Source organism: Streptomyces sp. B6B3 (genome assembly GCF_039871525.1).
In the GTDB taxonomy this organism is placed as follows: domain Bacteria; phylum Actinomycetota; class Actinomycetes; order Streptomycetales; family Streptomycetaceae; genus Streptomyces.
In genome coordinates, this window is record NZ_JBDPLU010000020.1 from 72,613 (window position 1) to 94,898 (window position 22,286).

General features: G+C 74.9%; 13 protein-coding genes. 5 read left to right on the top strand and 8 right to left on the bottom strand.

Going from position 1 to position 22,286, the window contains the following annotated elements:
* The first annotated feature begins 119 nt into the window (after nt 1-119).
* Entirely contained in the window at nt 120-1,397 is a 1,278-nt protein-coding gene (locus ABGB06_RS31275; RefSeq protein WP_347596162.1) for a PspC domain-containing protein, read from the top strand.
* A gap of 84 nt (nt 1,398-1,481) precedes the next feature.
* Entirely contained in the window at nt 1,482-2,210 is a 729-nt protein-coding gene (locus ABGB06_RS31280) for a response regulator transcription factor (protein WP_347595919.1), read from the top strand.
* Between the two features lie 31 nt (nt 2,211-2,241).
* On the opposite strand, the gene ABGB06_RS31285 is transcribed toward ABGB06_RS31280, so the two are convergent.
* A complete protein-coding gene (locus ABGB06_RS31285) occupies nt 2,242-2,562 on the bottom strand; it encodes a hypothetical protein (RefSeq protein ID WP_347595922.1) in 321 nt (106 codons plus the stop codon).
* Between the two features lie 197 nt (nt 2,563-2,759).
* On the opposite strand from ABGB06_RS31285, the gene ABGB06_RS31290 reads away from it, so the two are divergent.
* Nucleotides 2,760-5,306, top strand: a complete 2,547-nt coding sequence (locus ABGB06_RS31290; protein WP_347595925.1) for an NB-ARC domain-containing protein — start codon at nt 2,760-2,762, stop codon at nt 5,304-5,306.
* Here ABGB06_RS31290 and ABGB06_RS31295 read toward each other — a convergent pair.
* Entirely contained in the window at nt 5,303-6,199 is an 897-nt protein-coding gene (locus ABGB06_RS31295) for a methyltransferase (RefSeq protein ID WP_347595928.1), read from the bottom strand. The two genes, ABGB06_RS31290 and ABGB06_RS31295, sit on opposite strands and share 4 nt — an antisense overlap.
* Before the next feature lie 154 nt (nt 6,200-6,353).
* On the opposite strand from ABGB06_RS31295, the gene ABGB06_RS31300 reads away from it, so the two are divergent.
* Nucleotides 6,354-6,743 carry a potassium channel family protein gene (locus ABGB06_RS31300; protein ID WP_347595931.1) on the top strand — a complete coding sequence of 130 codons (390 nt, stop codon included), beginning with the start codon at nt 6,354-6,356 and terminating at the stop codon, nt 6,741-6,743.
* 91 nt (nt 6,744-6,834) lie between these two features.
* On the opposite strand, the gene guaA is transcribed toward ABGB06_RS31300, so the two are convergent.
* The gene (guaA, locus tag ABGB06_RS31305) at nt 6,835-8,433 is read right to left on the bottom strand and encodes a glutamine-hydrolyzing GMP synthase (protein ID WP_347595934.1); all 1,599 of its coding nucleotides are present in this window, start codon (nt 8,431-8,433) and stop codon (nt 6,835-6,837) included.
* A gap of 239 nt (nt 8,434-8,672) precedes the next feature.
* Here guaA and ABGB06_RS31310 point away from each other — a divergent pair, with 239 nt between their 5' ends.
* Nucleotides 8,673-9,065, top strand: coding sequence for a chorismate mutase (locus tag ABGB06_RS31310; RefSeq protein ID WP_347596165.1), 393 nt, complete (start codon nt 8,673-8,675; stop codon nt 9,063-9,065).
* 756 nt (nt 9,066-9,821) lie between these two features.
* On the opposite strand, the gene ABGB06_RS31315 is transcribed toward ABGB06_RS31310, so the two are convergent.
* From ABGB06_RS31315 to ABGB06_RS31335, 5 genes are all read right to left on the bottom strand, one after another.
* The gene (locus ABGB06_RS31315) at nt 9,822-11,834 is read right to left on the bottom strand and encodes a GMC family oxidoreductase (RefSeq protein ID WP_347595937.1); all 2,013 of its coding nucleotides are present in this window, start codon (nt 11,832-11,834) and stop codon (nt 9,822-9,824) included.
* Entirely contained in the window at nt 11,835-13,547 is a 1,713-nt protein-coding gene (locus tag ABGB06_RS31320; protein ID WP_347595940.1) for a succinic semialdehyde dehydrogenase, read from the bottom strand.
* Between the two features lie 62 nt (nt 13,548-13,609).
* Nucleotides 13,610-15,289 carry a serine/threonine-protein kinase gene (locus ABGB06_RS31325; protein WP_347595943.1) on the bottom strand — a complete coding sequence of 560 codons (1,680 nt, stop codon included), beginning with the start codon at nt 15,287-15,289 and terminating at the stop codon, nt 13,610-13,612.
* Nucleotides 15,290-15,436: 147 nt separating this feature from the next.
* Nucleotides 15,437-19,051 (bottom strand): protein kinase, encoded by a 3,615-nt coding sequence (locus ABGB06_RS31330; RefSeq protein WP_347595946.1) that lies wholly within the window; start codon nt 19,049-19,051, stop codon nt 15,437-15,439.
* A 111-nt stretch (nt 19,052-19,162) separates the two neighbouring features.
* Nucleotides 19,163-21,721 carry a protein kinase gene (locus tag ABGB06_RS31335; RefSeq protein ID WP_347595949.1) on the bottom strand — a complete coding sequence of 853 codons (2,559 nt, stop codon included), beginning with the start codon at nt 21,719-21,721 and terminating at the stop codon, nt 19,163-19,165.
* Between the last annotated feature and the right edge of the window lie 565 nt (nt 21,722-22,286).

Consider the following 22,286-nt stretch of genomic DNA (forward strand, 5'->3'; position numbering starts at 1 on the left):
GACGGCTCGCCGGTCACGCGTGCATCGGGGTACACCCTGGTGCTTCCCCCACGTCTTCTGGGGGGTATCCCCTGATGTCCATCGACAGTCTCTCGTGTGACGATCGGGGCATGACGGGGATGACCAGCGAGGCGCCGCCGGTGCGGAAGCTCTACCGCAGCGCGGAGGGCCGCTGGCTGGGCGGGGTGGCGCGCGGCCTCGCCGGGCATCTGGCGCTGCCCGTCTCCTGGGTCCGCATAGCCTTCCTCTTCCTCCTCACGGCGAACGGCCTGGGCATCCTGCTGTACGGCATCTTCTGGTTCGTCGTGCCGCTGGGCGCCGCGCCGCTCCCGCCGGGCGCCCGGGAGAAGCGGCGCCCCGGCGGGCTCGGCCGGCTGCTGCGCCGGCCCGAGAAGGGGCAGCTGTTCGCGTTCGTGATGCTGGCCGCCGCGCTGGGCGTGCTCGGCGCCAACATCCAGTTCCCGATCTCCGGCAGCGCGCTGTGGCCGATGCTGATCGTCGGCGTCGGCGCCGCCGTCGTCTGGCGGCAGGCGGACAACTCGCGCCGCGCCGACTGGGCCGCGGCCACCCGCCGCAGCCGCTGGCTGCCACTGGTGCGCAGCGCGGCCGGCGCCGTGCTGGTGTGCGCGGGCGTGGCCACCTTCATGGTGGTGCGCGGCACGGCCGAGTCGACCGCCAACCTCGGCCCGATGCTGCAGGCGGCCGTCGCCGTGGTGGTCGGCATCGCGCTGCTGGCCGGCCCGTACCTGGTGCGGATGGTGCAGGACCTGTCCGAGGAGCGGACCATGCGCATCCGCGCCCAGGAGCGCGCCGAGGTGGCCGCCCACGTGCACGACTCGGTGCTGCACACGCTGACCCTCATCCAGCGCAACGCGGAGCACCCCAGGGAGGTGGCCAGGCTGGCCCGCGCCCAGGAGCGCGAGCTGCGGGACTGGCTGTACAAGTCCGCGGAGCGGGAGGGCGGCGAGCAGCGGGCCGAACCGGAGGACGAGGCGCGTACGCTGGCGGAGGCGGTGCGGGCCACGGCCGCCGAGGTCGAGGACCACCACGGCGTTCCCATCGAGGTGGTGTGCGTCGGCGACTGCCCGCTGGACGAGCAGTTGGCCGCCCAGCTCCAGGCGGCGCGGGAGGCCATGGTGAACGCCGCCAAGTACGGTGGCGAGAACGGTCCGGTGCGGGTGTTCGCCGAGGTGGAGGGGCGTACGGTCTTCGTGTCGGTGCGCGACCGGGGCCCCGGCTTCGACGTGGACGCGGTCCCGGCGGACCGGATGGGCGTGCGCGAGTCCATCATGGGCCGGATGCGTCGCAACGGCGGCAGCGCCCGGGTGCGGTCCACGCCCGGCGAGGGCACGGAGGTGGAACTCACGATGGAACGAGCAGGTGACTCGGGTGGCTGAGAACCCGGCGGCTGAGACGAGGGACACGGCCAGCGGATGCCGGGACCGACGCGGGACTCACGATGGAACGAGCAGGTGACTCGGGTGGCTGAGAGCGACGGGCGGGACAACGCCGCGGGCGGCACGGCGGGTGAGGCGGCGGGCGGGCCCGAGCGTCGGGCGCGGGTGGTGCTGGTCGACGACCACCGGATGTTCCGCGCCGGCGTGCGGGCGGAGATCGGCGAGACCGAGCAGACCGGCGTCGAGGTCGTCGGCGAGGCGGGCGACGTGGACGAGGCGGTCGCCACCATCCGGGCCACCCGGCCCGGCGTGGTGCTGCTGGACGTGCACCTGCCGGGCGGCGGCGGGGTCGAGGTGCTGCGCCGCTGCGCGGAGCTGCTGTCGGCGGCCCAGGACCCGGTGCGTTTCCTGGCGCTTTCGGTCTCCGACGCGGCCGAGGACGTCATCGGCGTCATCCGGGGCGGCGCCCGCGGCTACGTCACCAAGACGATCACCGGGGCCGACCTGGTGGACGCGATCTTCCGGGTGGCCGACGGCGACGCGGTCTTCTCGCCGCGGCTGGCCGGCTTCGTGCTCGACGCGTTCGCCTCCTCCGACACGGCCCCGGTGGACGAGGACCTGGACCGACTGACCCAGCGGGAGCGCGAGGTGCTGCGGCTGATCGCGCGCGGCTACGCGTACAAGGAGGTCGGCAAGGAGCTGTTCATCTCGGTGAAGACGGTCGAGAGCCACGTCTCCGCCGTGCTCCGCAAGCTCCAGCTGTCCAACCGCCACGAGCTCACCCGCTGGGCCACCGCCCGCCGCCTGGTCTGACGGGAAGCCGGTCCGAACGGCCGGCCCGATCTCACCAGCGGCCGGGGAGGCGGGGGTGGGGCCGGGCGGGCGGCGGGCCCAGGGCGGGTTCGCCGATCACCGCGCGGGCCAGGGCCGCGGTGAACGCGGCGTCCGCCGCGATCTCCCGTTGCAGAACGGTCCGCAGCGCGTCGGCCGCCGCGGGATGCGCCTGTTTGCCCGCCAGGCCCGCGAGCGCTGCCCGGCCCTCCGCGGAGCCCGCCAGGCGCTCCCGCACCAGCGCGGACACGTCTCGGTGTGCGCCGTTGGTCGCCCTGGTGACGAGATCCACGACGGTGGTGATCAGCAGCGAGGTCGCCGGAGTCGGCTGCACAGATGGCCCCCCATCCCTGGGCATGAGCCCACGGCCGCGGGGCGGGCGACGGACTCCCCCGTGCTCGACCGTGGAACCGCCCGCCCTCCGGCCGTGGTACCTCCACGATCCCGCCGCCGGAAGCGCGGCGTCCACTTCTCGGTCAATGTCGGTCAGTTGGCCCCCCGGACGACGCCCGCTCGGGTAGGAAGAGCGGTATGACGATCCAACCGCCGCGGCCGGACGGTGCCAGGACGCTGGACGAGCTCATCGCCTGCCTCAACGAACTCCGCGCCTGGGCCGGGCTGTCCGAGCGCGAGGTGCACCGCCGGGTGCTGGCCGGGCGGCGGACCAGGGGGGTGCCGGAGGAGCCGAGCTTCGACACGGTGCACCGCTGCTTCCGGCCGGGACGGGCCCGGCTGAACACCGAACTGCTCGCGGAGATCGTGCGGGCGCTGGGCGGCGACCCGGCGTCGTGGCGCGGGGCGCGGGCCCGGATCGCCGGCGACGCCGCCGAGGCGGCGGTGGTCACGGTGCTGGACGCGCCACCCGCGGACCTGCCGGCGTTCACCGGGCGGCGCACCGAACTCGACGGTCTGACCCGGGAGCCGACCCGGGACGGGCCGACCGGAGCCGGGCTGGCCGACGGCTCGGCGCCGATCGCCCTGATCGAGGGGATGGCGGGCGTCGGCAAGACCACCCTCGCCGTGCACGCCGCGCACCGCCTCGCGCGGCGCCGGCGGTTCGACGTCGTGCTCTGGGTGAACCTGCGCGGCTACGCCCCCGACCTGGCGCCGGCCGACCCGGCGGCGGTGCTCGACGGCTTCCTGCGCCGGCTCGGGATGTCCCCCGACCGGGTCAGGCTGCTCGACCTGCCGGGCCGGGTGCGGGAGTTCCGGCGGCGCGTCACCGGCCGGCGGGTGCTGGTCGGCCTGGACAACGCGCGCTCCGAGGAGCAGGTGCGCCCGCTGCTGCCGGCGGGCCCCGGCTGCCTCACGCTGGTCACCAGCCGGCACCGCCTCACCGGGCTGCCGGGCGCCAAGCGGCTGCCGTTGGAGGCGTTCGCGCCCGACGAGTCGTTGGAACTGCTGCGCCGCGCCGGCGGGAACGACCGGGTGGACGACGACCGGCCGACCGCGGAACGCATCGCCGGTTCGGTCGGGCACCTGCCGCTGGCCCTCGGCGTGGTGGCCAGCCGGATCCGCCAGGGCGGCGACTGGACCCTGGCCGACCATCTCGAACGCCTCAACGACCACCTGTCCCGGCTGACCGTCGACGGCGGCGTCGAGGCCGCGCTCCGGCTGTCCTACGAGGGCCTGGACGCGCCGCTGCGGCGGCTGTTCCGGCTGCTGGCGCTGCATCCGGGGCCGGGCATCGAGGCGCATGCGGCGGCGGCGCTGGCCGACGAGGAGGTCGTGGCCACGCGGCACGGGCTGCGGGCCCTGCTGGCCGCCAGCCTGCTCCGCGAACCCGCGCCAGAACGCTACGAGTTCCACGATCTGGTGGGCGTGTACGCCGCGGCCAGGGCGCACGACGAGGAGCCGGCGCACGCCCGGCGCGCCGCGCTGTCCCGGCTGTTCGACCACCACGAACGGGCCACGGCACAGGCCATGGACCACCTCGCGCCCTACGAACGCCATGAGCGCCCGGCAGTTCCCACGGCAGAGCCAACCGAACTGCCAGGACCTCCCGCACCGGCCGAACTGCCCGGGCTGTCCGGGTGGGAGGCCGCGACGGTCTGGCTCGACGCGGAGCGGTCCGCTCTGGTCGCCGGCGCCGTGCACGCCGCGACCCGTCCGTCCGACCACGACCGGCCCGAGCATCATGTCCGGATGTCCGCGCTCCTGTTCCGCTACCTCGACGTCGGGGGGCACTACGCGGAGGCCGAGACGTTGCACTCGCACGCCGCCCGCGCGGCGGATCCGGGGCAGCGCGGCCGGGCGCTGACGTTCCTGGGCACGACGCACTGGCGGGTCGGGCGCTACGCCGAGGCCGCGGAGGCGCTGCGCCAGGCCAGGGACGCGCTCCGGGCGGCCGGCGACGTCGTCGGACAGGGGCGGGCGGCGGGCTGCCTCGGCGAGGTGTTCCAGCACCTCGGGCGGCTGGACGAGGCGCTCCCGTGCTTCGAGGAGGCGATGGCCATCGCCCGCTCGCTCGTCGACGACTCACCCGGTTCCGACGACTCCCACGACGCCGAGGGCCGGCGCGCGGGCGTGCTGTACGAGCCGTTGGGGCGGTACCCGAAGACGTACGCGGCCGCCGAGGAGGCGGTGACGATGGGCAAGGAACTGCTGGCCATCGCCCGAGCGCGCGGCGACCGGCTCGGCGAGGGCAACGTGCTCGGCAGCATCGGCTCCATCAACCGCCAGGTCGGGGACGGCCCGGAGGCCCTGGAACACCTGCGGCAGGCCCGGGAGATCCAACGCGCGATCGGCAACCGGGCCGCCGAGGTCGGCGTGCTCAACGAGCTCGGCGCGGCGCTGCGCGAGCTCGGCGGGCCCGCGGCCGGGCCCGCCGAGGCACTGCGCCACCACGAGGCGGCCGCCGAGCTCGCGCGGCGGCTCGGCGACCGCTACCAGCAGGCCAGGGCCTGTGACGGAATGGCGCGCTGCCACGTGCTGCTCGGGGACCCGGCCGCCGCGCGGGCCCGGTGGGAGGACGCCCGGCGCCTCTTCACCGACCTCGGCACCCCGGAGGCGGAGCCTGTTGCCGCGCGACTCCGCGAGCTGCAAGGCACCCCCGACGGAGCCCCGTCAGCCGGCTAACCAGCCGGCCGCGCGGCGACGTGGACCGTGGTCGCGGTCAAATAGAACGCGTCGGGGCGGTGGCGTACGGAGGTGGGGGCGTCCGGGGCCAGCAGGGCGTCCACGGCGGCGACATCCTCCGCGTCGAGGTACTCGGGAAGGACCTCCCTGACCCGGGTGAGGGTGCCGTGCAGGTGCTCCCGGGCGTCGGCGCCCAGCGGGGCCGGCAGGTCGGTGAGGAAGGACCGGGAGCCGACCGGGGTGAGCCCGGCCTTGGCCAGCATGCCGAGCCAGTCGTCGACCGCCTCGGTGGCGTCGGGCAGCGCGTCGCGCATCTCCTGGAACCACACCTCGTTGGCCGCGTCCAGCCGGGCCTGGAGCCCCGGCCGGCCGATGCCGATGTTCCGCGGCAGGAAGCGCGGCGGCAGACCGCCCTCGCTGATCGCCAGCAGCCCGCCGGGCCGCAGCAGACCGGCCAGCGCCTCGAGCGCGGCCTGCTGGTCGCCCAGGTGGTGCACCACGCGGCTGGCCCAGACCAGGTCGGCCGTGCCGACCTCGCCGAGCCCTTCCGGCAGGTCCACCCGCTGGGTGCGCACCCCGCGCGCGGCGGCCCGTTCCAGCAGCGCGGGCGCGCCGTCCACGGCGACCACCTCCGCGTCGGGGAAGGCCTCGGCGAACACGGCGGCGGCGATCCCGGGCCCGCTGCCGATGTCGAGCACCCGCGCCACCGGCCCGCCCCGCCGCTCCGCCCACCACTCGGCGAGCCATCCGGCGGTGCCCTCGACGACGCCACGGTGCAGCTCGCCCTGACGCTCCAGTTGCTCGGCCATGGCCTCCCAGTCGAGGTCGATCCCGTCCCCGTCGGACTCGTGGGCCTGGTGATGCTGGTGGGCGTGGTGGGCGTGGCTGCTCACGGTCTCTCCCTCGGCTCGGCTCGGTGCTCGCAGCGTGCGTCCGACGCCCGGCGGGACGCAAGCGACGTTGCCGTTCCCGCAAAGCCGGGTTCCGGGAGCCGGTGAAGCGGTGTCGCTACCGGGCGCCCCGCGGAGTGTCGCCAAGACTGGCGGGATGTTCGGTTTCGTCGTGTTGGCCGGCGTGCTGGTGGCGTCCGCGAGGCGGGCCTGGAAGGACCGGGTGTTCCGCGGCGCCGCGCTGTCCCTGGTGCTGACCGTCGTCACCGGCACGGTCTTCTACCGGGTGCACGAGGGTTGGTCGATGCTCGACAGCCTCTACTTCTCGGTGACCACGGGGCTGACCATCGGCTACGGCGACCTGGCCCCGACGACCGGGTTCTCCAAGGTGTTCACCATGGTCTACGCGCTGAGCACCGTCAGCCTCTTCGTCGCCGTGAGCGGCCTGCTGCTGGAGTCCGGCGAGAAGGGCAAGACGGCGGGCAAGACGGCGAACCGCCTCCGCGACCGCGTCACCCGCCACCGCGGCGACGGGCCCGGCGGCTGAGCTGACCCGGGTGTCAGAGAGGGCCGATCGCCGTGAGGTCGAGGTCGAGGTCGACAAGGAAGTAGGCGGCGCGCACGCGGTTGACGTGCGCTCACTCCCACTCGATGGTGCCCGGCGGCTTGCTGGTGACGTCGAGGGCGACCCGGTTGATGCCGGGGACCCCGTTGGTGATCCGGGTGGCGATCGCGGACAGCAGGTCGTACGGCAGCCGGGAGAAGTCCGCGGTCATGGCGTCCTCGGAGCTGACCGGGCGCAGCACCACCGGGTGCCCGTAGCTGCGGCCGTCGCCCTGCACGCCGACGCTGCGGATGTCGGCGAGCAGCACCACGGGGCACTGCCAGATCTCCCGGTCCAGGCCGGCGGCGGTCAGCTCGGCGCGGACGATGGCGTCGGCCTCGCGCAGGGTGTCCAGGCGCTCCCTGGTCACCTCGCCGATGATCCGGATGGCGAGCCCGGGGCCGGGGAACGGCTGTCGCTGGACGATCTCCTCGGGCAGCCCGAGCTCCTGCCCGACCATCCGCACCTCGTCCTTGAAGAGCCTGCGCAGCGGCTCGACGAGCTCGAACTCCAGGTCGTCCGGCAGCCCGCCGACGTTGTGGTGCGACTTGATGTTGGCGGTGCCGGTGCCGCCGCCGGACTCGACGACGTCGGGGTAGAGCGTGCCCTGCACCAGGAACGCCACGGGCTCCCCGGCCGCGCCGGCCTCGGCCAACAGCTCGGCCTGGGCCTGCTCGAAGACCCGGATGAACTCCCGGCCGATGATCTTGCGCTTCTGCTCCGGGTCGGTGACGCCGGCCAGCGCCGTCAGGAAACGGTCGGCGGCGTCCACCACGGTGAGCGAGACGCCGGTGGCGGCCACGAAGTCCTTCTCGACCTGCTCGGTCTCGCCCTTCCGCATCAGGCCGTGGTCCACGTACACGCAGGACAGCCGGTCGCCGATGGCCCGGTTGACCAGGGCCGCGGCGACCGCCGAGTCCACGCCGCCGGACAGCGCGCAGATCGCCCGCCCGTCGCCGATCTGGGCGCGGATCGCGGCGATCTGCTCCTCGGCGATGGAGCCGGCGGTCCAGGTCGGGGTGAGGCCCGCGCCCCGGTACAGGAAGTGTTCGAGCACCTGCTGGCCGTGCGTGGAGTGCATCACCTCGGGGTGGTACTGGACGCCGTACAGCCGGCGCTCGTCGTCCTCGAACGCGGCGACCGGCACGGTGGCGGTGGTGGCGGTGACCGCGAAGCCCTCGGGCGCGGCGGAGCAGGCGTCGCCGTGCGACATCCACGACTGCTGCTCGGCCGGCGTGCCCTCGAAGAGGGTCGATCCCGGCCTCCGGACGCTGAGCCGGGTGCGCCCGTACTCGCGGGCGCCGGTGTTGTCGACCCGGCCGCCGAGCGCCTGGGCCATCAGCTGGAAGCCGTAGCAGATGCCGAGAACCGGCACCCCGGCCTCGAAGAGCGCGCGATCGATGCCGGGGGCGCCCTCCTCGTACACCGAGGACGGGCCGCCGGAGAGGATGATCGCCTTCGGGCGGCGGGCCAGGATCTCGGCCACGGGCGTGGTGGAGGGCACGATCTCGCTGTAGACCCGCGCCTCGCGCACCCGGCGGGCGATGAGCTGGGCGTACTGGGCGCCGAAGTCGACCACAAGGACCGTGTCCGGCTGCGGAGGGGTGCTGGGCGCGGTGGACGCGGATGCCACGGGGTGCCTTTCGTGCCGGGTGGCGATGGGGTTCCTGACCTCCGAGTCTACCGAGCGGTCGCGCGTCGGCCGTCCCCCCGCCCGGGGCCGGCCGGGGCCGGCCGGGGAGGGGACGAGGCCGTGGCGGGCCTGGCATACTGGCCGACATGAGCAGCGCGTTCTCCTTTAGCTATGGCACCGGCCCGGCCGGCTGCCAAGCCGAGCGCTGCTGAACCAGCGACTTCCCTGGCGCCCCGGGCCTGTGCGGCCCGGGGCGTTCGCGTTTCCGGCACCGCACCGTTCCGGGGCTCCTCCACACCGCGGCAGACACCGCGGACACCACCGCAGAGGATGAGGAACCCGAGATGAGCGACCACACCGCGACGAACGGCACCGACACGGCAACGGCCATCGGGAGCGCGCGGCAGGAGATCAACGAGCTGGACGACCGGATCATCGCCCTGGTCAGGGAGCGGATGGAGGTCTCCCGACGGATCCAGCGCGCCCGGATCGCGGCCGGCGGGCGCCAGGTGGACCTGACCAGGGAGATGGACATCCTGCGTCGCTACCGGGAGGAGCTGGGCCGTCCCGGAACGCAGTTGGCGATGACGCTGCTGGAGCTGTGCCGCGGCCGGGAGCACCAGGCCGGCTGAGTGCGGCCGTGAGTCGGCTGGGGTCGGCCGGGTCCGGCCGGGACCCGGACCCGTGATCGGCGAGTCACCCGTACGGCGCGTGACTGGCCCGCTCGCGGCTTCGTTGAACGGTTTGTCCCCGGAGCGATGAGACGTTGTGGACCTTCCCGGTGTGGCGAGGGCTCCGCGTCGTGGGACCTCGTTCCGGAGCGGTGGCCGGACAGCAGGGGACAGCGGGCCGGTCACACGTGGGCGGCTGGCTTCCGGGACGCCGGGAGCCGGCCGCGCAAGCCTCACCGCACGGCCATCGGCGGCGGCGCTCCTCCCCCGGGCGCCGCATCCCTCAGCACCGGCGCCGCCCTGTCACCGGTGCTGATCAGCGGGCCCGGCCCGCCGTTTTCCCTCCGTAACGGCGGGCCGGGCCCTCCTTCCGTCGGTCGCGGCGGCCGCGCGATCCCGCGTGCGGCTCCATGTGCAGCTCCATGTGCAATCCGTGGCCAGTTTGTGATCAGAATGCGGGCAACTTCCGATCGAGATAGGTGGTCCTAGCAATCGATCGGGGCCAAGAGCGATCGGAAACGATCCGTGGGGCCGACGTCCGTCGGCAGTGCAGGCCCTGAAGAGACCGAAGAGGTCCGTTCCCATTCCCCCGGGGAGCGGGCCTCTTCACTCCCCTTCTCACTTCCGGTCTTCTCACCTCCGGTCTTCTCGCCTCAGTCCCTCTCGCCTCAGTCCCTCTCGCCTCCGGCTCCTCTGGCTCTTCACCTGTCGGTGGGGTCAGTTACTGTCCATGGCCTCAGGCTGTTCTCGCTGCCAGCGCAGGGCGGCGAAGGCGCGGGGCGGGACCGCCGGCCGGTGCGGGGGCACCGGGTCCTGCCGGTGGTAGGGCGCGCCCTGCGGCGGACGCGGGTCGGGCTCGCCGCGGTTCGGCCAGAGCGCCATGGCCCGCTCCGCCTGGGCCGTGATCGTCAGCGCCGGGTTGACGCCGAGGTTGGCGGAGACCGCCGAGCCGTCCACCACGCTGATGCCCGGATGTCCCCACAGCCGGTGGTACGGGTCCACCACGCCCTGCTCCGGATCGGCGCCGATGGGGCAGCCGCCGAGGAAGTGCGCGGTGAGCGGGGTGCCGATCAGCTCGCCGACGTTCGTGCCGGCGAAGCCGCCGATGGAGTCGGCGAGATGCCTGGCCGCCTCGGCGCCCTCCGGTATGTGGTCGGGGTTGGGCGCGCCGTGGCCCTGCCGGGCGGTGAGCAGGCCGCGCCCCGGGCGGCGGCGACGCCGGTAGGTGGTCAGCGAGTTGTCGTGGGTCTGCATCACCAGCGCGATGATGGTCCGCTCCGACCACCGGCGGTTGGAGAGGGAGAGCAGGAAGACGAGGGGGTGGCGCACGGTGGTGAGCGCGTAGGCCAGCAGCCGGGGCAGCCGGCCGCCCTGCCGGAACTGCTTGATCGACAGCATGCCCATGGCGTTGGAGCCCTTGCCGTAGCGCACGGGCTCGATATGGGTGTGCTCGTCGGGGTGCATCGAGGAGGTGATGGCGACGCCGCGGGTGAAGTCGGGGCCGCGGTCCCGGTCGGCCGCGGCCGCCGGCCCCGACCGGGTGCGGTAGCGACGGGGGTTGGTGCGGGCGCCGACCAGCGCCTCGGAGTTGGTGCGGGTGAGGGTGCCGAGCCGGTCGGAGATCCGGGGCAACGTGCCCGCGTCGCGCATTCGGTGCAGCAGCGTCTGGGTGCCGTAGGTGCCGGCGGCGACCACCACGTGGCGGGCGCGCAGCGTGCGCTGCCGGCGGCGCCGGCGCGGCGAGGCGTTCGTGGGCGCGATGGTCACCGCGAAGCCCTCCTGGCCGCCCGGCAGTTCCGCGACGGAGGTCACGGTGGTCAGCGGGTGCACCTCGGCGCCGGCGCGTTCGGCGAGGTGGAGGTAGTTCTCGTTCAGGGTGTTCTTGGCGCCGTGCCGGCAGCCGGTCATGCACTCGCCGCACTGCAGGCAGGCCCGCCGCGCGGGCCCGACGCCGCCGAAGTAGGGATCGGGCACGTCCTCGTCGGGCCGCTTCACGAGAGCCTTCCCGGCAGCCTTCTCGGTGCTCTCCTCGGCGGAGCCGTCCGCGTCACGGTCAGGCACTGCCCCGTCGAGCCGCTTCGCGGGGGGCGCATCCGGGAGCTGCCCGGCAGCCTTCTCGGTGCTCTCCTCGGCGGAGCCGTCCGCGTCGCGGCCGTCGCCGAAGAAGACGCCCACCGGGGCGAGATGGAAGGTGTCCCCCACGCCCATCCGCTCGGCGGCGGCCCGCAGGTGCACGTCGGAGGGCGTGACGGTCGGGTTGAGCCGGACGCCGAGCATCCGCCGGGCCTGCTCGTAGTACGGCGCGAGTTCGTCCCGCCAGTCGGTGATGGCGCGCCACTGCGGGTCCTCGAAGAAGGCCGCGGGCGGCACGTAGAGGGTGTTGGCGTAGTTCAGCGAGCCGCCGCCGACGCCCGCGCCGGCCAGGATCATGACGTTGCGCAGCAGGTGGATGCGCTGGATGCCGTAGAGCCGCAGCCGCGGCGCCCACAGATAGGCGCGCAGGTCCCAGGAGTTGCGCGGCAGTTCGGAGCGGGCGAAGCGGCGCCCGGCCTCCAGCACCCCGACCCGGTAACCCTTCTCGGTCAGCCGGAGCGCCGCCACCGAGCCGCCGAACCCGGAACCGACCACCAGCACGTCGTAGTCGTAGGCGCGGTCGGAGTCGTTCTCGTGGTCGGAGTCGTTCTCGTGGTCGGAGTCGTTCTCGTGGTCGTCGTGCCGCTCCGTGCTCATCTAGCGCAACCTCAGGATCTTCATGGCCCGCAGTGCGGCGCTGATGACGGCGGCGTAGCGGCGGTCGTCCATGCCGAGGGACGGGGCGATCGGCAGCAGCCGCTGGTGGGCGATGGTCTGCGACTCGGTGTACTTGAGGATGCCCTCCGCGCCGTGCCGGCGGCCGAGCCCGGAGTCGCCCATGCCGCCGAGCGGCGCCTGGGCGCTGCCGTAGGCGGCGGCGTAGCCCTCGTTGATGTTGACGGCGCCGGCCCGCAGCCGGGCGGCGACGCGGCGGGCCCGGCGGGCGTCGCGCGACCAGACGCTGGCGCTGAGGCCGAACGCCGTGGCGTTGGCCCGTTCGACGGCCTCGTCGTCGGAGCCGACGCTCGCCAGCGACACCACGGGCCCGAAGGTCTCCTCGGCGCACACCAGCATCGACGGATGGACGTCGGCGAGGATGGTCGGCTCGTGGAAGTACGGGCCCAGGTCCGGACGCGGGTGGCCGCCGGCCACCAGGGTGGCGCCTCCCGCCACCGCGTCCGCGACGTGCCGGGTGACGCGGGCCAGCTGCGCCCGGGAGGCGAGCGGGCCCATGTCGGTGCCGTAGTCCAGGGCGGGGCCGACGCGCAGCGCGGCGGTGCGCTCCGCGAAGCGGCGTTGGAACTCCTCGGCGACCGCCTCGTGCACGTAGATCCGCTCGATGGAGACGCACAGCTGGCCGGCCGAGGCGAAGCAGGCGCGCACGGCGCCGGCCGCCGCCTTGTCCAGGTCGGCGTCGTCGAGCACCAGCATGGCGTTCTTGCCGCCGAGTTCCAGCGTGGCGCCGATCAGCCGGCCGGCGGCGGCGCGCGCCACCTCGCGGCCGGTGCGGGTGGAGCCGGTGAAGGTGACGTAGTCGGCGTGCCGGATCAGCTCGGGCCCGAGCACCGGGCCCTCGCCCAGCACCACCTGCCAGACGTCCTCGGGCAGTCCGGCCTCGATCAGCAGGCGGCGCGCCCACAGGGTGGTCAGCGCGGTCTCCGTGTCGGGCTTCATGACGACGGCGTTGCCGGCGGCGAAGGCGGGCAGGGCGTCGCCGACGGAGAGCTCCAGGGGGTAGTTCCACGGCGAGATGTGGCCGACCACCCCGCGCGGCTGCCGCAGTTCGCGGACCCGGGTGAGCACGGGAAACGCGCCGGTGCGGCGGCGCGGGCGCAGATACGCCGGCGCCTTGCGGCCGTAGTGGCGGGCGGCGACGGCGACGGTCTGCACCTCCTCGTGGGCGGGCAGCCGGGCCTTGCCGGTCTCCAGCTGGATGAGGTCGAGCACCTCGTCCTGCCGGCGCAGCAGCAGATCGTGGAAGCGCAGCAGTACCGCGGCGCGCCGGCGTGCGGGGCGTGCGGCCCAGGCGTGTTGGGCGGCGCGGGCTCGTTCGAAGGCTGCGGCGACCTCCTCGGGCGTGGCCTCGGGCAGCTCCGCAAGCCGGCCGCCGCCGGTCAGCGGACTGTGACAGGCGGTGCTGCCGCTGCCGGGCACGCCGCCGACCAGCCGACGCACCAGCTCGGGCGTGACCACCTTGGCCGCCCGGGCCACGAGATCCGGCGCGGGCTCCGGCGCGAGGTCCGGGGCTGGTTCGGTTGGTTCTGCTGGTTCGGCGGCTCCGGTTGGTTCTGCTGGTTCGACCCGTTCGGGCGGCTCCGGCGGCTCGGTCGCCTCGGGGGACTTGGCAGGTCGCGACTCCGCTGTCGTCATAGGCGGAGGGTAGGACCGGCCGACCGGGCGTGACTACCCGGCGGTAATAACTTTCTGCCGGCTCAACCCTCGCCCGCCGCCGGCTGCTCGGTGTCGCGAATCTCCAGGTTCGCGACGATGTCGGCGTACAACTGCTCGCCGTAGTCGCGGGCCGGGCCGCGCTCGCCCGGCATGTTCACCTGTATCCGCCACACCTGGTTGTCCCGCCCCTCGTAGAACAGAGACATCCGCTGGGTGACCCGGTCGTCCGCCTCGTCGTAGATGTAGGCGGGGCGGGACGACAGCGTCAGTTCGGCCGACTCCCGCTCCTGGAACTCCGTTTCCCAGAAGTCCCCCTGGACGTCCTGGTAGTCCGTGGTGTTCTCCCGCATCTCGTCGAGCGACTGGGCGGCCATCTGCAACGGCCCCCGGTCCTCCGTCTCCTCCCAGAACCACACGTGGACCTCGTAGATGTCGTCCCGCGACTGGTACAGCAGCCAGTCGGGGCTCTCCTCGTCGGTGACCCGCTCGAAGCTGGAGGGGACCGCCATGGTCATCCGGAAGTGTTCCTCCTCCTTGGCGTCCCAGCCCTCGGGAAGCCCGGAACCGTCGTCGCCGCCGAACGGTCCGAACGGAGCGAACAGCAGCGCCGCCACCAGCACGACGGCGGCCCCCACACCGCCCACCACCGCCCAACGCCGTCGTCGCCGCACGGGCGGCGCGGTCCCGGTCGGCGATGCCCCGTCGACGGCGAGCCGAGTGGCGTCGGTCGGCGGCGCGGCGATGACCTCCCTGAGGATCCGGCGGACCTCCTCGGCCCTGGGCCGGGCCCCTGGCCGCTTGTCGAGCAGCCTCGTGATCAACTCGCCCAACGCGCCCCTGGCGCGGACCGGCGACGGGGGCTCCGAGGAGATGACCGCCTGCACGGTGGCCGCCACGTTGTTCCTGCGGAAGGGCGAGACGCCCTCCACGGCGACGTAGAGCAGCACCCCGAGCGACCACAGGTCCGACTCGGGTCCCGGGCGCTGGCCCTGCGCGCGCTCCGGGCCGGTGAACTCGGGGGAGCCGACGAAGACGCCGGTCTCGGTCAGCCCCTGCTCGCCCTCCACCTGGGCGATGCCGAAGTCCGTCAGCACCACCTGGTCGTAGCCGCCAAGCAGCACGTTGGCCGGTTTGACGTCCCGGTGCACCACGCCGGCCTCGTGGGCGGCGGCGAGGCCCTCGAGCACCGCGAGGCCGATCCGCGCCGCCTCCCTGGGCTCCAGCGTGCCGGTCTCCAGGACGTCGGCCAGCGTCTCGCCGCGCACCAACTCCATCACCAGCCACGGCTGCCCGTCCTCGACGACCACGTCGTGCACCGTGACGATCGAGGGGTGGCCGATACGGGCGGCGGCGCGCGCCTCGCGCTGCATCCGCTCGTGCACCATGGTGCGCTGGCGGTCGGCGACGGACGCCGGCAGCCGCGGCTCCTTGATCGCGACGTCCCGGTCGACGACCTCGTCACGGGCCCGCCAGACGGTGCCCATCCCGCCGTGGCCGAGCCGCCCGGTGAGGCGGTAGCGATTCCCGAGCAGGCGCCCGGGCTGACTCTCGACCGGCGGCGTCGGCGCCGACACCACCTGGGTGACCGTGCCGCGGGACGGGGTGTCCGCGCTCCGCTCCGTCTCGGGCCCCCTGTCCTCCGTCGCGCGGGACGGGACGGGCGGGCGCAGTTCGTAGCTGGTGGTCTCGTTCGCCTCTGCCTGTCCCCCGTCACTGTCCATCCCCCATCTATACCGGGCGGGCCTCCCGGGTGACTCGCCCAGGGCCCGGACAGCTACGAACCCGTGACGTTCCGGGGCGGGGACCGCGCAGGGTGGGTGCGGGGGTCAGAGCGGGGTCGGCGAGGGCTGTGCGGGCGCGGCCGGGTGTCAGTCGGTGACGGAGTAGCTGTCGCCCGTCACGTCGTTGATCTCGCGAATCCGGTCCTCCTGACCCGCGGGGCCCTGGACCATCACCACGTGGAACCGGCCGTCCAGGACGATCACCTGGTTGCAGGCGAACGACGCGGAGCCGCCCTCCTGCCAGCCGAAGACGCCGGTGACCATGGTGGAGTCGCCGACGGCTATGTCGTACAGCTCGCTCGACGTGCCGTACGCGTCGGCGCGGTACGCCGCCAGCTCGGGCTGCTGCTGCAACTGGTAGCTCATCGGGTCGTCCCCGAACTCCTCGGTGCTGTCCCGGCCCGGCACCACGACGATCTCCAGGGCACCGTCCGCGTAGACGACGCTGCCCTCGCCCGTCTCGCCCTGCCGGTCGAAGCCCTCGGGCACGACCAGCGCGAAGCCGGCCGGATCGTCGACGGACCGGTACCCGTCGGGCACGGCGGGGCCGTCGTCCGGCTGGCCGCCGGAGCCGCCGCCTGACTGGCCCTCGCCGCCCTCGTCGGTGGGCTCGTTCTCCCCGGTGGGCTCCGGTTCCGCGCCGGTGCCGCCCGCGCTCTCCTGCTCGACCTCGGGCGGCGGGGTGGTGGGATCGGCGTCCTGCGTCGGCCCGGCGCCGGTGTCCGTGGACCCGTCCTCGCCGGGGGCGAACGCCAGCACGTACGCCACCGCGCCGGCCAGGCCCAGCAGGATCAGCGTCAGCAGCACCCGGCCGAGCCGGCGCGGGCCACGCGGTCCGCGCGGGGCGCGGAGCCGCGGGCGGCGGCGGAGCGGGCCCACCATCACGCCGCGGCGCCGCACTATCGGCAGCCGCCGCGGGTCGGCGGGACGGCCCGGCTCCAGGGCCGGCGGGGGCGCGGTGACGGTGTTGCGGCCCACCTCCGGCTCGGGGGCGCTGCGCAGCAACGAGCGCAGCCAGCCGCGAAGCTCCTCGGCGCTGGGGCGTTCGGTGGGGTCCTGGCGGAGCAGCGACTCGACGACGGGGCGCAGCGCGCCGCAGTCCTCGGCGAACGCGGGCTGCTCGGCGCAGACGGCCTGGACGAGCTCCGCGGTCGACTCCTCCGGATAGGCCGGATAGCCCTGGACCGCGCGGAACAGCAGGGCGCCGAGCGCCCAGAAGTCGGCGGCCGGGCCCACCGGCGGCGCGAGCCGCCAGTGCTCGTAGACCGGTCCCGCCTGCTCCGGCGCCCAACGCTCGGTCACGGCGCCCACGGTCGTCATCCGCGCCTGACGGGCGCGTTCGGCGGCGAGCGCGCTGTCCGGTCCCCGGTAGCGCTCGGCGCGCACCCCCGGCGTGACCGGCACGGGGGGTTCCACGGAGTCCGCGAGGGGCGCGGGAAGCGGGCCGGTGAGCGGATCCGTGAGGGGATCGACGGCGGCGCGGGGGACGGGATGGACTGTGCGGTCTGTGCGGTCCGGCAGGTCGGGCACCGGTGCGGGCCCGGACTCGGCGGGCGGCGGCTGCTCCTCGTCCCGCCACTGCGGAGGCTGGACGTGCCGGGGTGTGGACTCCCAGCCGGGGCGCACGGGCTGGTTGACACGCCGGGGGCCGGGGAGCTCGGCGGGGCTCGTGTGTCCCGAAGGCGGCGCGCCCTCGGGCTGGGCTCCGCCGCGGGTGGCGTTGGCGCCGGCCTGCGTGCCGGCGCGATAGGCGGCGATGGCGCCGCTGCGCGCGGCCCGTTCCTCGGCGGCGCGCGCCGCCGCGATGGCGGCCCGGCCGCCCTGGTCGGCGCCGCCCTCGAAGTCCCAGGAGGCGGGGAACCCGCCGCCCGGCTGCCGGTCGCCCTCCGCCGGGGGGGTGCCCTCCGCCGTGGGGGTGCCCTCCGGGCCTTCGGGGCCCGGGGGATACTCCTCCGGCTGCGGCTGTCCGCCCTGTTGCCGCATGCGCGCGACGAGCCCGGCGGCGCCGCCCTGCGGGCTCTCCTCGACGCGCGGCACGGCGCCGGTGTCCCAGCGGCGATATGCCTCTGGCATGGGAGAGGCCGGCCCGCGCCCCTCCTGGTCCACGGGTCCCTCGGCCGGTCTGGGTGCGCCTCCCCAGCCCTCGGCGCCCGAGGCGGGCCCGCCGGGCCCGGACCGGTCGCCCCAGCCGGGCACGCTCGGCGGATAGGAGCCGCTGCCCGGCGCCGGGTCGACGGGACCGGCCTGGCCGTCCCACTCCTGCGCGCCCCAGTCCCGGGCGCCCCAGTCCTGGTTCCACTCCTGCCCGTCCCACGCCTGACCGGCCGGCGGCGCGTGCTCCGAGCCCGCGGACCCCAGCGGGTCGCCGGGTCGCCGGCCGCCCGCGCCAGGTGGGCCGCCGGGCCGGTCACCGGGCGGCCAGCCGCCCGCGCTGTGTGGATCGCCGTACCGGTCGCCGCCGGAAGACCGGTCGCCAGACTGTCCGTGCGGGCCGGTCGGGTGCCAGCCGCCCGCGCCGTTGCGCTCGCCGGACACGCCGACCGGCCGCCAGCCGCCCGTCTCGTTCGGATCGCCCGGTTCGCCGCCGGTCGCCCCCGCACCCGAGGGGCCGCGGCGCCAGCCGCCCGCGCCGTTCGGGTCAGGAGCGCCGCCCTGCTCGCGCGGGCGCCAGCCGCCCGTCTCGTTCGGATCGTTCGGATCGCCCGGTTCGCCGCCGGCCGGCCCCGCGCCCGACGGACCGCGCCGCCAGTCGGCGCCCCGGCCGGTGTCCGGCGGGTCCTGCCGGCCCGGGTGCCAGCCGCCGGCGGTGTCCAGGCCGTTCGACGGCCCCTCATAGCGGCCGGGGCCCTCGTAACCCCCGTAGTCCCCGTAACCGCCGGATCCCTCGAGGTCCTCGTACGCCTCGTAGCCCTGCGCCGACGCCTCGGGGAGGCCGCGGCGCTCCTCGTCCGCCGCGAGCATCTCGCGCAGCCGGCCGGGCGGTGCCACTGGAGGCACACCGGGGGCGCTCGCCTCATCCCGTGCGCCGGGCGCGTGCTTCTCCTGCTGCTCGTCGGGCGGGCCGAAGGCGTCGCGCGTCGTGTCGTCCGGCGGCAGCGGGTCGTAGCCGCACAGCGCCTCCTCGGCGGCCCCGGCCGCCAGGCCGGTCAGCACCGCGCGGCCGTCCTCGCAGATCAGCACCGTGCGCGCGGTGAGGTTCCGATGCGTCCAGCCGTGCGCGTGCACGATGCGCAGCGCCGCGAGCAGGTCCGCCGCCACCTCGGCGGCCCGATACGGCTTCAGGCGTTCCTCGGCGAGCACCGCGGCGAGCGGTCTTGCGGTGACTAACTCGCTGACGATCCACAGGCCGTCGCCCTGCACGAAGACGTCGAAGACCTGGTCAAGGCGCGGATGGTCGGGCAGCCGGGACGCGGCCAGCGCGGCCCGCAGCGCCCGGCGCACGGTGGGGTCGTCCGGATCGCGGATGGCGCGGTCACGGGGTGCGCCGCGCCGGCCCGGGTGCTCCCCGCCGTCGCCGTCCAGCACCTCGGCGTCCACCACCTCGGGCAGCGGCACCTGCCGGACCAGCACTTCCTGTCCGACGACGGTGTCATACGCACGGGACTCGACGAGCTCGAACTCCTCCGAGGGAGCCCGTGGAAGGCGGTAACGATCGGCCAACAGCCGTCCCGCATAAGCGTCATACCTGTCATACGTGTCCACGAGGCTCACCTCCCCACCGCGCACGCCCCCGGTAGTACCGGCCTCTCACGATACGTGCCGTAGACATACCACGGCCACGCCCCGTCAACTCCTGATCCGCCTGATGGAGAGTCAGTCGAGTGGTTCGAACGAGTCGAAGGCCGTGTCCCGCAGCGCGGTGCACCCCGCCCCGTCCCAGTCCTCCGCCGGGCAACTGACGGAGATGGTGTAGCCGTGGTCGTCGTCGACGCGGAAGGCGCGGTTGAGCACGCGCACCCGCTCCCCGTCCACGGTGTGCTCGTACTCCCAGTCGGCCACCGCCGGATAGTCGCGCCACTCGACGGGCGCGACGCTGACGAGCTCGTAGTCGTTGTTGTCGCCCGAGACGCTCGGTTCCATCAGGCGCAGGGCGGAGAGCGCGCTCTCGCCCGGCGTGCTGTCGAAGTCGACGCCCACGCTGGCCGGACCGCCGCCCGGTGCGCTGTAGACGCCGGAGCCGGCGGGCGACGCGTCGTCGCGCTCCCACTCGGAGGGCAGGGACATCGAGAAACGGGCCTCGGGGTCGATCTGTTGGGAGAAGCCCGAGGGGTCGTCAGGGATCGACGCGTCCGGGTCGTTCTCCGGGGTGGCGCCGGGGGCGCCTCCGGTGTCGCCCTCGTCGGGATCCGTGGTCTCGTCGTCGGTCGGATCGGGCGTCGGCTCGTCCGTCGGGTCGTCGGTCGGATCCTCGGAGGGGTCGGCGGTGTCGTCGCCGCCGGTACTGGGCTCGCCCGACTCGCCGTCGTCCCGTCCGGGTGACTCGTCGCCACCCCCGAGGGTGACCGCCAGGGCCGCGCCGAGCAGCGCGATCAGCAGGACGACCGCACCGGCGATGAGCAGCACCCGGCGCCGGTTCGCGGGGGGCGGCGGCGGGGGCGTTGCCGGGTCGGCGGGCACGATCGGCGGGCCGAACCCGGTCGGCGGCGTGGCCGGGGCCGGATACGCCCCGGCGGCGCTCAGGCCCGAACCGACCGCGGGCGGAGGCGTGGGCGGGGTGGTGGGAGGCGTGGCGGGCGGCGTGGTGGGGGTGGCGGCGGGCGCGGCCGGGAACTCGGCCACGGGCGTGGACGAGGCCGACGCGGCGGCGGCCTCGTCCCGGGCCTCCGGGTCGGGAGAGACGGACGGGGGAGAGACGGACGGAGGCAGCGGGCCCGGCACCGGGGTGCGGCGCGGGGCCACCACCATGGTGCTGTCGATCCTGTCTCCCGACGCCGACAACTCCCCCTCCGCGACAGCCGGCCGGACCGCGGCCAGCAGCAACTCCCGAGTGCCCGGCTCGTCGAGACGCTGCTCCGGCTCCTTGGCGAGCAGCCCGGTGATCACCTCGGTCAGCTCCTCGGCCTGCCGGGGCGGCGGAACCGGGTCGTGCATCACGGCGGCGAGCGTGGCGATGGCGCCGCCCTCGTCGTACGGCGGCCGGCCCTCGACGCAGCAGTACAGCAGCGCCCCCAGCGACCACAGGTCGGCGGGCGGGCCCAGCAACTCGCCGCGGGCCCGCTCCGGGGAGATGTAGGACGGGGCGCCGACGAGCATCCCGGTCGAGGTGATGGACGGGTCACCCTCCACCTTGGCGATCCCGAAGTCGGTCAGCACGACGCGGCCGTCCTCGTGCGCGACCAGAACGTTGGACGGCTTCACGTCGCGGTGCAGGATGCCGGCGCCGTGCGCGGCACGCAGCACGTCGAGAACGGCCAGGCCGATCTCCGCGACCCGGTGCGGCTCCATCGGGCCGTCGTCGCGGATGATGTCCGCGAGCGAACGGCCCTCGATCAGCTCCATCACGATCCAGGGGCGGGAGCCCTCGTCCACCACGTCGTAGACGGTGACCACGCCGGTGTTGCGGATGGTGGCGATGGCCTTGGCCTCGCGCAGGGTCCGGGTGACGAGGCGCTCGCGCTCGCCGTCGTCCACACCGGTGGGCAGGCGCAGCTCCTTGACCGCCACGGCTCGGCCCAACACCTCGTCCTGGGCCCGCCACACGGTGCCCATGCCGCCACGCCCCACGGGGTCGCCGAGCCGGTACCGGCCGGCGATCACCCGGCCGGTCTGCACGGGCTCCCAGTGCGAGGGCTCGCTGCTGCTCTCCGCGGGCAGCTCTATGAGGGGGGCGTCACCACCCAGCGACTGGTCCTCGTCGTCCGCCGGCAGTCCCGCCGCGACCGACACCCCGACGAGCGGCGCGTCACCGCCCAACGAACGGTCCTCGTCGTCGTGGTCCTCGTCACGCAGCGCCGTTATCTGCATCGTCAACGGCTCCGGCGGCCCGACCACCGCGGGCGGCGGATCCACCGGCGTGAAGTCCGCCGCCCGCAACTCCCCCATCGTCCGCGACGAAACCGGCTCCGCATCCTCCGGCTCACCAGGCGGAGCGACCTGCGACTCCGCCGGCGCAGTGTCAGCCGGCTCGGCCGGCGGGGCGTCCTGCGGCGGCAAGGCCGCCATCTGCATCGTCCCGGGCTCAGGCGAGTCGGCGTCAACCGGCTCGGCCGGCGCGGCGTCCCGCGGCTCGGCCGGCGCGGCGTCCTGCGGCGGAAGCGCCGCCATCTGCATCGTCCCGGGCTCCGCCAGGTCAGCGTCAACCGGCCCAGCCGGCGCCGCGTCCCGCGGCTCGGCCGGCACGGCGTCCTGCGGCGGAAGCGCCGCCATCTGCATCGTCCCAGGCTCCGCCAGGTCAGCGTCAACCGGCCCAGCCGGCGCAGCATCCTGCGGCTCAACCGGCACGGCATCCCGCGGCGGCAACGCCGCCATCTGCATCGTCCCAGGCTCAGGCGAGTCGGCGTCAACCGGCCCAGCCGGCGCAGCATCCCGCGGCTCAACCGGCGCGGCGTCCTGCGGCTCGGCCGGCACGGCGTCCTGCGGCGGAAGCGCCGCCATCTGCATCGTCCCGGGCTCCGCCAGGTCGGCGTCAACCGGCCCAGCCGGCGCCGCGTCCTGCGGCTCGGCCGGCACGGCGTCCTGCGGCGGAAGCGCCGCCATCTGCATCGTCCCGGGCTCCGCCGGGTCGGCGTCAACCGGTGGGAGATCCTCCGGCTCCGCCGGGGGCTCCGCGACCGGCTGCGGGGGTTCCTCGGGTGGGGTTGTGGGGGGTGCCGGGGGCATGGGAGGCATCGGGGGGACGGCGGGGGATTGGGCGGGAGGCGGGGAGGTGGCGGCCGTCGCGTACCAGGGCCTCTTCTCCGCCTCCTCCGCCGGCTCTGTGACCGGCTGGGCGGCCGGT